Below are 12,197 nucleotides of genomic sequence, written 5' to 3' on the forward strand. Positions count from 1 at the left end.
AAATAATGAAGCATATGAAATTAATTAAATTAATATTTGCCATGTCAGTTGGAGTCTTTGTTTCATGGACGATGACATCCTGTGAAAATCAAGATAATGAATTTCCTGATTATGAGGGCGGCACTTCAGTCTATTTTGCAACCCAGTATCCGGTGAGAACGTTGGTTATGGGTGAAGATGAGTATGATACGACGCTGGACAATGCTCATAAATGTAAGATTAATGCTACTATGGGCGGTGTTTATGCTAATAAGAAGGATATCACGATAGATATTGAAGTAGATAATACATTGTGTGATAACCTTTATTATTCGTATACTTCTGCATCTGAAAATGTGCCGGTAAAAGCTATGCCTTCCAACTACTATACATTATCTGATGATAAGATCACTCTGAAGAATGTATTGATGGATGGTGTGGAAGTCTCATTTACTGATGCTTTTTTTGCTGATCCCGAAGCATTGACCGCTACCTATGTTATACCTTTGGTAATGACAGGTGTGACTAATGCTGACCGTATTTTGAATGGTACTTTGTCCGAAGGGGCAGAAGCCGTCAGATGTAATTCGTCAGTGTGGTTGGTGCAACCACAGGATTATGTACTTTATTGTGTGAAATACATCAATAAATGGACTGGTAAGTATCTGCGTCATGGCGTGGACAAAGTGACAGAAAACGGGACAACTACCGAGAATGATCGCCATAACGAGTATGTAGAAGATGATGAAATATGTCAGGCTGTAACAAAATCTTTGACTGAAACCATTCTTACAGTTACTACCAATTTAGGGACAACAGACAATCCGCGTAATATCAGTTATAAGTTGCTGCTGGTTTTTAATGGCGATGAATGTGTGGTTTCCGGGTTGGACGGCGTTACGGCTACTGGTACTGGTAAGTTTGTTCAAGACGGTGAGAAGAATAGTTGGGGTAATAAAGACCGTGATGCCATTTATTTGAAGTATACTGTGGATTTCAGTAATGGATTAAAGCTTGAAACAGAAGATACACTGGTTGCGCATAGTCGTGGCGTGGCAAGAGAAGATTTTACGCCGATCTATGTGAAGAATTAATCGTTAAATCTAGAAGAATATGAAATACTATAATAGAATTTTACTGCTTGCTATGGTTGCCGGAATAACTGTATCTTGTGCGGATGCGCTTTTTGCGGACTACAAGACAGAGAAACCGGAGAGTCTGAAAAAGTATGAGTACTTGAACGAATATGGTGATTTGAAAACATATATTGACCGTATCTCCCATCCCGACTTCAAGTTGGGAACGGGGGTCACGGTGAGTGATTTCTTGAAGCAAGATTTGGTTTATACTTTGACTGTCAACAACTATGACGACGTGACGGCTGGTAATGCCATGAAATATAGCTCCTGTGTAGATGCCAAAGGAAATATGGATTTCGGCACAGTCAAGAAGTTTGTGAAAACTGCAAAAGAAACAGGAATTAGTATTTACGGGCATACGCTCTGTTGGCATTCACAGCAGCAAAATGCTTATTTGAATGGGCTGATTGCGGATAAAGAACCGGAACCGGTTCCTGGTAGTTCAGAAATCGCACTTCATATAAAAACCTCGAAGCCTCAAGTGAATGTATGGGATTGGGAATTGTATTATGATTTGGATGAAGCATTAATAGCAAATCAAGAATATACTATAAGTGTGCGGATGAAGGCTTCTTCGGCTATAACCTTTCCGTTCTGGCCGGGGAAGAAAGATGGGACTGACACTCAATATGGTGCAGGGACCTTTTCAGCGGGTGAGCAATGGTCAACTAACACATTCACGTTTACGCCTTCTGCTGATATCGATAGGTTACGGTTCTGTTTCGGTTTGTTTGGCGGTGATTTGTATTTTGATGATTTAACATTGACTGCCTCGGGCTCTGATAGAAATTTGATTATGAACTCTACTTTCGAAGAAAGCAAAGATCTGTCCCGATGGAGTAAAGCGAGTTGGATTGATTTTGCTTATGGGATAGAGGAGGTCCAGGAAAGTGGATCCGTGTTAACTAATGTATATATATTAGAGGATGACTTTTCAAGCGGAACAGCTATGATGGGTTGGGGAAATAACTCGACTCGGCAGGTGATTGACGGAGTACATCAAATGACAAATCCGTCGGAAGTAAATTCTTGGGAAGCACAGGCAGGCTATGATTTTTCAGCTCCTTTGACAGAAGGGACTACCTATTTTTTAAAGATGAAGATTAAAGGCAGTGTAGCAGGTAGTATTGGGGCGGTCTTTCAAAAACCGGACGGATTTGCCGGGCGTGGTGACTTCCCTTCCATACCAATTACAACAGAATGGGAAGAGGTTACTGTATTTACCAACTGCACGGGAGATGCGGCTACTCGTATTCTTTTTAATTATGGGAAGTATGCCGGTACCATCTATATTGATGATTTGTCTATATATTGGCAGAAGTCGGGTAATACGATTCCTCTGACTCCTGAAGAGAAAGAAGAAATCCTCACGAACGAATTGGAACGTTGGATTAAAGGTATGTTGGAATCTTGCGGTGGTTATGTTAAGGCATGGGATGTCGTGAATGAACCTATTTCCGGAAAAGATTCGGATGGGGATGGCTATTACGATCTTCAGTCAGCTTCTCAAACAGATGATAATGGTGTTTCCGGTGAAAACTTCTATTGGCAGGATTATTTGGGTGATGATTACGCCCGTATTCCGATTAAGTTTGCGCGTAAGTATTTTGCGGAGTCCGGTGGTAACCCTGATGAGTTGAAACTTTTTATTAACGACTATAATCTGGAATCCGACTGGGATCAGAATAAGAAGTTAAAGAGCTTGATACATTGGATCGAACGTTGGGAATCTGACGGGGAAACAAAGGTGGACGGTATCGGTACTCAAATGCATGTGTCTTACTATATGAATCCTGCTACTCAGGCTAGTAAGGAAAACGCCATTATCAATATGTTTACCCTGTTAGCTTCTACCGGTAAGCTCATAAAGATCACAGAATTGGATATGGGTATTGTCGATGCAGCCGGTGAAACGATACTGACGGAGAGTCTGACAGACGAAATGCAGCAGAATATGTCTGATTTCTATCAGTTCATTATTGAGAAATATTTTGAGATTATTCCGGTGGCACAGCAATATGGCATCACTCATTGGAGCCCGACAGACAGCCCTTCTGAAAACTCCTTCTGGAGAAAAGGACAGCCAATTGGTCTGTGGGATTTGAATTACAACCGCAAACCTGTTTATGTCGGTTTCCTTGAAGGTTTGAGAAATGGTACTGCCAGTAAATAAATGAGATAGAAAACTATCATGTAGTTTATGCTGATTTAGATTAGGCACGCTCGTCCGGATAGCGGAGTCTCTCGATAGAGCTCCGCTATTATTTTAAATAGATGTAATTAAATAGATTGATGAAATTATGAAAAGAATAATAGGTATATTAACTTTGTCTTGTCTGTTGTTTTCTGCTTGTGGCAAGGATGAAATTCCGCAAGAGGAAAACGAAAAGAAAACAGAAGAAACAACACCCGGTGGTGATACCGGCGGTGATGAATCGGATGATGATCCTGATTCTCCGAAGCTGGTTGTTCCTTTACATGTAGAGGGACGTTATCTGAAAAATGAACAAGGGAAAATTGTCAACTTGCATGGATTTACGCAGACTTATAGTCCTTATTTTAATAACAACGCATGGAGTAATTATGATGTAAGCAGTTGTCTTAGCTATAACAAAAGTATGGTGGATAAAATACTGGCTGCCGGATGGAAATTTAACTTTGTACGTCTGCACATGGATCCTTATTGGAGTGATGATACTACGTTGCCTTATGTGCGTTATGAAGGACATGAACGTTTCTCGGAAACACGTTTCAAGAAGTACCTGAAAGAGTTATTTGTCCCAATGGCGGAATATTTTATTTCTAAAGGGATGTATGTGGTGATGCGCCCGCCGGGAGTTTGTCCACATGCAGGTGATACTGAAGATAACAGGTATCTAGGTATAGAGTTGGGAGATTCTTATCAGGAGTTTCTGCTGAAAGTATGGGACATTGTATCGCAGAATGCTGTTGTGAAGAATAATCCCGGGATTATGTTCGAGTTGGCTAATGAACCCGTTCATATAAAAGGTACAGACGGTAAATATGGTGGTGACGGTGATGCTTGCTTCATCAATATGCAAAAGTATTTTCAGGCGATTGTTGATAAAATACGTGGAAATGCTTGTAACAATATCATTTGGGTACCCGGATTGGGCTGGCAATCTCAGTATAGTGGCTATAAAAACCATCGTATCGAAGGAGAAAATATTGGTTTTGCCGTACACTGTTATCCGGGCTGGTATGGAAGTGATGCCGAACAGGACAGTGGTGAAGGAAATGGCTCCTCTACAGGAGGGGGATATGAACCTTTCCAACGTGGTTGGGACAAGCAAGTAGGTCCGGTAGCTAGTTTTGCTCCTGTCATGGTGACTGAGATAGACTGGGCACCGAAGAAATATGATGCAACATGGGGGAAAAGTATTACGGGAGTGGCGAAAGGCGAAGGTTTTGGAGCTAATTTCAAATACATAGCCGATCAATCTGGCAACGTTTCCTGGCTGTTCTTTACTACAAAGTCTCATGAACTGGCTGCTTTTAAGGATGTAGCGGGTGAACCGGGAAACTATACTTTTTTGAATGATCCGGAAGCGTGCCCGTGGGCTATTTATCACTGGTTTAAAGAGTATGCCGAAATGGATGAATAATAATATCAGTTTTGTTACAAGATGAAGAAGATTATATTATTAAGTTGTTTATTATGTGCAGGCATATTTGCCTTTGCACAAGACCCTAATTTCCATATTTACCTTTGTCTGGGACAATCCAATATGGAAGGAAATGCAAAGATTGAGGCCCTGGATACATGCAATGTCAATGAACGCTTTCTGATGATGGCGGCTGTTGATTGTCCGTCTTTGGGACGCGTCAAAGGACAATGGTATAAGGCTGTTCCTCCGTTGGTACGTTGCCATACAGGGTTAACACCAGCCGATTATTTCGGACGTACATTGGTGGAAAGGCTGCCTGATAATATTAAGGTAGGTGTCATCAATGTAGCTGTAGGTGGTTGCAGGATTGAACTGTTTGATGAGGAGAATTGCGAAGAACATATTGCCTCTCAACCGGAATGGCTGAAAAATACCGCGAAAGCGTATGGTAATAATCCTTACCGTAGACTAAAAGAATTGGCTGTAGAAGCACAGAAAGCCGGTGTGATTAAAGGTATCCTCTTGCATCAAGGCGAGTCTAATACCGGTGATAAAGAGTGGCCTCAAAAAGTAAAGAGAGTCTATGAGAATCTGTTGCGGGATTTGAATCTTCAGGCAAAGGATGTTCCCTTACTGGCGGGAGAAGTGGTGCATGCCGACCAGAATGGTAGATGTGCAAGCATGAATGAGATAATCAATACGCTGCCGCAAGTGATTCCGACCGCATATGTGATTCCTTCTTCGGGCTGTCCTGCCGCAGAAGATAATTTGCATTTCACGGCAGAAGGATACAGAAAATTGGGAGTGCGGTATGCCGAGAAACGACTCCTTTTGTTGGAGAAAGAACCAAACTCCGGGATTACTACCGAACCGGCATCCACTAATATTCCGGGATATGACTATCCCCGGGTGGATAAAGAGGGGCGTGCTCATTTTCGTTTCTATGCTCCGCAGGCTACCAAGCTACAAGTGGATTGTTGCGGAAAGAAGTATGATATGTGGAAAGATACCGGAGGACTCTGGACGGTTACGACCGACCCTCTACCTGTAGGATTTCATTATTATTTCCTGATAGCAGACGGAATGTCGGTAACAGATCCTTCCAGTTACACATTCTTCGGTTGTTGCCGTATGGCAAGTGGCATCGAAATCCCTGAAGGTGAGGAGGGGGATTATTATCGTCCTCAACAGGTACCTCACGGGCAGGTTCGTTCCTGTACGTATTATTCGGAAACACAAAAAGAGTTTCGTCGGTGTATGGTATATACGCCGGCAGAGTATGAAACTCATCCGAAGAAGCGTTATCCGGTACTATATTTGCAGCATGGTATGGGAGAAGATGAAACCGGCTGGAGTACACAAGGACGTATGAATCATATTATGGATAATTTGATTGCATCCGGCAAGTGTGTGCCGATGTTGGTAGTGATGGATAGCGGAGATGTGGAAGCTCCGTTCCGGCCGCGTCCCGGAAAGGATATAAATGAAGAGCGGGCTCTGTATGGCGCAACTTTTTATGATGTTATCCTGAAAGACTTGATACCTATGATAGACCGTACGTTCCGCACCAAGACCGACCGCGAACATCGTGCGATGGCAGGATTGTCGTGGGGAGGACACCAGACTTTTAATACTACACTGCCCCACCTTGACAAGTTCTCTTATATAGGGAGTTTTAGCGGAGCAATTTTCGGATTGGATATGAAAACTTGTTTTAACGGAGTATTTTCCGATGCGGACGGGTTCAATAAAAGAGTGAATTATTTCTTTCTTGGTTGTGGTACGGAAGAACAAATGGGAACAAAAAAAATGGTAGAATCACTCCGCGAATTGGGAATCAAAGTCGATTATTATGAATCGAAAGGTACGGGACATGAATGGTTAACTTGGAGACGTTGCCTGAAAGAGTTTCTTCCAAACCTGTTTAAACATTAAATAATATGAATATGAAACTTAAACAAGCTGCGGCAGTATTGCTGTTTTTAGGGATATTGCCATATCATTTATCTGCGCAAAATCCGATTGTACAAACTTGCTATACTTCAGATCCTGCCCCTATGGTGCATGATGGTACATTGTATGTCTATACAGGACATGATGAAGATAAGGCTGATTTTTTCTGGATGCAGGAATGGCGTGTGTACTCTACCAAGGATATGGTGAATTGGACAGACCATGGTTCTCCTCTTGCTATTGAATCATTTGCTTGGGCGGACGACCGTGCCTGGGCGGCACAGTGCATCGAACGTAATGGTAAGTTTTATTGGTATGTCTGTTTGCACTCTAAACTGACTAATACCATGGCGATCGGTGTGGCAGTCGGTGATACGCCTGTCGGTCCTTTTAAGGATGCCATCGGTAAACCCCTTCATGACGGGAGCTGGGATTATATAGATCCTACCGTATATATAGATGATGACGGTCGTGCTTATCTGTATTGGGGAAATCCGAATATCTATTATGCAGAATTGAATGAAGATATGATTTCTTTGAAAGGTGAAGTGGGTAAACTGGAACAGACTGTTGAGAGCTTTGGTGCACCCAATCCGGAAAAGCGTGTCAAAGGTGTTAAGTATAAAGATACTTATACAGAAGGTCCATGGCTTCATAAACGGGAAGGAAAATACTATCTTCTTTATGCTGCCGGAGGTGTACCCGAACATATTGCCTATTCCATGAGTGACGGACCTCTTGGTCCGTGGAAGTATATGGGAGAAATCATGCCTTTACAAGATACAGGCTCGTTTACTAACCATTGTGGAGTGATAGACTATAAAGGCAATTCTTATTTCTTCTATCATACGGGTAAGCTGCCGGGTGGTGGAGGTTTCGGGCGAAGTGCGGCGGTGGAGCAGTTCAAATATAACGCTGACGGCACTTTCCCGATTATTAATGCTACCCGGGAAGGGGTATCACCGATAGGCACGCTCAATCCTTACGAAAGGGTGGAAGCTGAAACTATCGCGTTTTCTGAAGGTGTGAAGTCCGAGCCAAATGTGAAAACCGGTGTATATATATCTGACATTCATAATGGAGACTATATAAAGGTACGTGAAGTGGATTTCGGCAATAAATCTCCCAAACGGTTCACTGCTACCGTTGCCAGTGCCCTTCGTGGCGGGACACTTGAAGTACGTACAGACAGTATAAGCGGACCATTAATTGCGGAACTGACTATTCCTTCAACGGGAGGTTGGGAATGCTGGAAAACATTGCAGACTGATATTGTAAAACCGGTCACAGGAATACAAGATATTTATTTTGTATTCAAAGGACGTAAAGGCTGCAAACTGTTTAACTTTGATTGGTACAAGTTTAACAGATAAACATGCTAGAGAGCAGTTGGGTTACTCTTCTTTTTTACTCAACTGCTCTTTCATATACATTGAAGGCGGCATTCCATACAATTCTTTGAATGTTGTTGAGAAATTGTTAGGATCAGTGAATCCTGTTAACATGGCTATCTCGGATATGGTATGCTGTTTTTCGGACAATAAACGTGCGGCTTCTTTTAAACGTATATTACGTATAAAGTCACGGGTTGTCTGGTTGGTGAGTGCCTTGAGTTTCCTGTGAAGATGTACGCGGCTGATACCTACTTCGGTGGTGATTGTCTCTATTGTCAAGTTAGGATTACTGATATTTTCATTGATCACTTTCATAATACGTTCCATCAATTTTTCATCGGGTGATTTCACTTCCAGTTTCTGAACCTTGTTCTCCTGGTTTTGCTGGCCTGTAAATACTTTGCGTAACTGCTGTCGTGTATTAATCAGATTTTCTACCGTCTTTTGCAGAATTTCGATATTGAATGGCTTCATGATATAGGCGTCGGCTCCTGTATTCAGACCTTCAAGGTTGTCTTCTTCCCTCGTTTTCGCAGTAAGCAAAATGACTGGGATGTGGTTGAGGTTTACATTCTGCTTGATCTTCCGGCATAAGGTAAGTCCGTCCATTTCGGGCATCATGATGTCACTAATGACTAAATCCGGAGTCTTTTTAAATATTTGCTCTAATGCTTCTTTACCATTACGGCTTTCCATGATATGAAATTTGTCCCCAAACTCCTTCGCTATATAATTTCGGATTTCTTCGTCGTCTTCTACAACTAATACGCGATATTTAGTTTTTACCCTGACTTTCTTTTCTTCCTCATTTTCTATAATGGGAGAGATGACAGGAACAGTTGGTACGGTTACTGTTACCTTTTGCTCATTGTTGTCAACTTCTTCAGGGCGTAGATGCTTGTTACCCAACGGTAATCGGATAATAAAACGGCAACCCGGTTGTTCTTTATTATTTTCTACATAGATAATTCCATGATGTAATTCCACTAATGAACGAGTAAGATGTAATCCTATTCCTGTTCCGCCTTTCGGATTCTGTTGGCTGTTACGGATTTGATAGAAACGTTCGAAGATGTGTTCTTTTTCCTGTTCATCGATGCCTGTTCCGGTATCCGAGATAATTATTTCGGCATATTGTTTCAAGGGATCGGGCAGCGTATTATCTTCTCCCGTACGGATGGTAATATCTATGTTTCCTTTTTCAGGAGTAAACTTGAAGGCATTAGACAGAATATTCAGGATAATCTTATCAAAATTACCTGTGTCTACCCATACATTCAGTTCTCGGAGCGTACTGTGAAGTTGTAGCCGGATATTTTTTGTATTTGCCTGTTGACCGAAAGTTGTACATAAATCCTCAATAAAAGGAATAATGTTGGTCTCCCGGAACATCAGGAACATTTGTCCTTTATCAATTTTCCGAATATCCATTAGTTGATTGACAAGATTCAGAATACGTTCCGCATTTCTGTAGATAATATGATATATTTTCAGGCGTTCATTGTTGTCCTCATTCTTAATCAGTTTCTGTAGAGGGCTGATGATTAGAGACATCGGAGTGCGTATCTCATGAGAGATGTTGATAAAGAACTGCAATTTTGCTTCATTGATTTGTTCGGCATGGATATGTTGCAGCATTTCCTGATGCATTCTGTACCGATGTCTGATCTGAAGAATAATGATAAATATAATGGTCAGTAATAATAAATAGTAGATAACTTTGGCCCACCATGAAGCATACCATGCAGGAGATATAAAGATGGTAATTTCTTTTATATTTGAGTACACAGTGTTGTCTTTTGCTCTGATTTTAAAGTTATAGGTACCGGGTTTCAGATTGCTGAATGAGATACGGTTTACACCTTTGGGCAAACTGATCCATTTTTCATCGTTGATAGAATAAAGGTAGTTGATGTGTTCGGGGGCATTTAATTCCAGAGTGGCAAACTCGATACTGAACACATTGTCTTTATGGGATAGATAAAACTCTTTTGCGTTGAATACAGGGCAGTTGATAATATTATGAATACCGGATTTCATTCCTTTTCTAACCGGATTGTTATGCAGGAAAAAGTCGGTAATCCGGATATTCCATGTTTTTGCCGGATTGATAATGTCTTGCGGATTGAAATAGGTGATGCCATTCATTCCGCCAAACCAGATAATACCTTGTTTATCTTTGAATGAGGCATTCTTGTAGAACTCATTTCCCTGTAATCCGTCGCTGACATAATAATTGATAAATTTGTTGTTTTTCTTTTGGAATTGGGAAATTCCGGCATTGGTGCTTATCCAAAGAAAATCTTTTCCATCTCCTTGTATGGCATATATTGTATTACTGGGCAATCCGTCTGCAGTAGTATAAGTGGTTAGTTCTTTCGTTTTTTTATTCCAACCGGATAATCCTTCGGAACTGCCCAACCAGACAATTCCGTCGGCATCTTCAAAGATTGAATAAATAACGTTTTGTGAGAGTATCTTATGACTTTGAAAATCAGGGCTGTCAAGATCTATACAGTTGACGCCGTCATAAGTTCCGACATACAGTTTATTATCATCGGAATAGTGCAAGCAACCTATCCATTCGTTGATTAGAGATGTCTGAGATTGTACGGATGTAAATTCCTTAGTTTTCAGGTCATAGTAGAACAAACCGAATCCCATTGTCGCAATCCAAAGACGCTTGTTTTTATCTTCTGCGAAGTCATATACACGTTGTATATAGTTGTTGTTCTTATCTATCAGTTGGTACTGGTAATCGCATAATCCTGTCTGTTTGTTCAGCTTTCCCATACCGTTGATAAAGGAGCCGACCCAAATGTTGTACTCGGAATCTTCATATAGTTTTATAACTGTCGAAGGCACAGAATTAGGGTGATTAGTATGCGAGAAATGTTTAGCCGGTTCTAACTTTTTTGTCAGGGCATAAATTCCGTCATTGTCGGTTCCTACCCATAACATACCGTTGTTGTCTTTGCAGAATGAGGTTATACAACTGGAACCGATCATGTTTTTATCCATGGATTTATGTCCTATATACTTGAAACTGTTTGTTCGGGCAGGTATCTGCATGACTCCTTTCTGATAAACAGCCAACCATAAGTTACCGGAATTGTCTTTTAGGATAGAATGTATTTTTGAATTTTTTGAATCAAAATAGTTGTTGTCAAAATTGTATTCGGAGATTTCATGAGTTTGGTTATTGTAAACACTCATACCTTTACCGTCAGTTCCGATATATAATTCATTTTGTGGTCCGGAATAGAGGAAACAGATAGGAAATTCTCTCTTTTCTTTAAAATCAACAGGTATAAAGGAGTCTTGTCTTTTGTTATAGACGAATAGTCCTTTTCTCATACTTCCTACGTAAATATTTCCACGTGAATCTTCACATATACTTTTGATATATCCATTGTCTTTAGATAAATATAAAGTAAGTTGGTTATTAGAATCAAGACGATATATTCCTTCTTCTCCTTTTGCTATCCAGACATTCTGTTTCTTGTCTTCAATCATAAATCCTGTTGATGTTATGGGAATATCAATTTTTTGAACGGTCAACTGGTAATCTTTGATATTCAACTTACACAACATATTTCCGGATACCCATATTTCTCCATTTCTCCTTTCGATAAAAGAAACAATATTGCTTTCAAATATTTCTCCATTGTCTTCTCTTATTGCAAGTGGGGTAAAATTGTCTGTAGCCGGATCATACATTTGAATTCCCATATATGTACCGATAAACAAACGACCTTTGCTGTCTTCAAAAACAGTACGAACAAAACTGTGGGCTAACGAATGTTCATTATTGGGCTCATGTTTGTATATGGTAAATTTAGCACCGTCATAACGGTTCAGACCATCTTCTGTTGCAATCCAAATGAAACCGTTTCGGTCTTGATATATTTGATTAATCAAACTACTGGATAGCTCTTTGTCAGTAGTGAATAACTTAGGAGATTGCCCGTTGCATAACAAAGAAAACAATAATAATAGAAAAGTCAATACATTTTTCATAGTTTATAGATCGTTGTTTGTAGTACAAAGAAAACTAAAAACCTAAATATAACCTAATAAAAGATGAATATTTTCAATAGGCT

General features: G+C 40.5%; 5 protein-coding genes and 1 pseudogene. 5 read left to right on the forward strand and 1 reads right to left on the reverse strand.

Annotated elements, in window-relative coordinates; genetic code table 11:
* The first annotated feature begins 14 nt into the window (after nt 1-14).
* From GD631_RS06890 to GD631_RS06910, 5 genes and pseudogenes are all read left to right on the forward strand, one after another.
* The gene (locus tag GD631_RS06890) at nt 15-1,073 is read left to right on the forward strand and encodes a DUF5627 domain-containing protein (RefSeq protein WP_143256941.1); all 1,059 of its coding nucleotides are present in this window, start codon (nt 15-17) and stop codon (nt 1,071-1,073) included.
* Between the two features lie 19 nt (nt 1,074-1,092).
* Nucleotides 1,093-3,291, forward strand: coding sequence for an endo-1,4-beta-xylanase (locus GD631_RS06895; protein WP_143256942.1), 2,199 nt, complete (start codon nt 1,093-1,095; stop codon nt 3,289-3,291).
* A 127-nt stretch (nt 3,292-3,418) separates the two neighbouring features.
* Nucleotides 3,419-4,732, forward strand: a pseudogene (locus GD631_RS06900) (glycoside hydrolase family 5 protein); the annotation flags it as partial.
* Nucleotides 4,733-4,765: 33 nt separating this feature from the next.
* Nucleotides 4,766-6,682, forward strand: a complete 1,917-nt coding sequence (locus GD631_RS06905) for a sialate O-acetylesterase (RefSeq protein ID WP_143256944.1) — start codon at nt 4,766-4,768, stop codon at nt 6,680-6,682.
* A gap of 5 nt (nt 6,683-6,687) precedes the next feature.
* Nucleotides 6,688-8,073 (forward strand): glycoside hydrolase family 43 protein, encoded by a 1,386-nt coding sequence (locus GD631_RS06910; RefSeq protein ID WP_143256945.1) that lies wholly within the window; start codon nt 6,688-6,690, stop codon nt 8,071-8,073.
* 21 nt (nt 8,074-8,094) lie between these two features.
* Here GD631_RS06910 and GD631_RS06915 read toward each other — a convergent pair whose 3' ends face one another.
* Complete coding sequence (locus GD631_RS06915) at nt 8,095-12,114, reverse strand: hybrid sensor histidine kinase/response regulator transcription factor (protein ID WP_143256946.1); 4,020 nt, start codon at nt 12,112-12,114, stop codon at nt 8,095-8,097.
* Nucleotides 12,115-12,197 lie beyond the last annotated feature (83 nt).

The organism is Bacteroides luhongzhouii, from assembly GCF_009193295.2.
In the GTDB taxonomy this organism is placed as follows: domain Bacteria; phylum Bacteroidota; class Bacteroidia; order Bacteroidales; family Bacteroidaceae; genus Bacteroides; species Bacteroides luhongzhouii.

Coding starts and splice junctions, on each gene's coding strand:
- GD631_RS06915 (WP_143256946.1), bottom strand. CDS start 12,114: ATGAAAAATGTATTGACTTTTCTATTATTATTGTTTTCTTTGTTATGC.
- GD631_RS06910 (WP_143256945.1), top strand. CDS start 6,688: ATGAATATGAAACTTAAACAAGCTGCGGCAGTATTGCTGTTTTTAGGG.
- GD631_RS06905 (WP_143256944.1), top strand. CDS start 4,766: ATGAAGAAGATTATATTATTAAGTTGTTTATTATGTGCAGGCATATTT.
- GD631_RS06895 (WP_143256942.1), top strand. CDS start 1,093: ATGAAATACTATAATAGAATTTTACTGCTTGCTATGGTTGCCGGAATA.
- GD631_RS06890 (WP_143256941.1), top strand. CDS start 15: ATGAAATTAATTAAATTAATATTTGCCATGTCAGTTGGAGTCTTTGTT.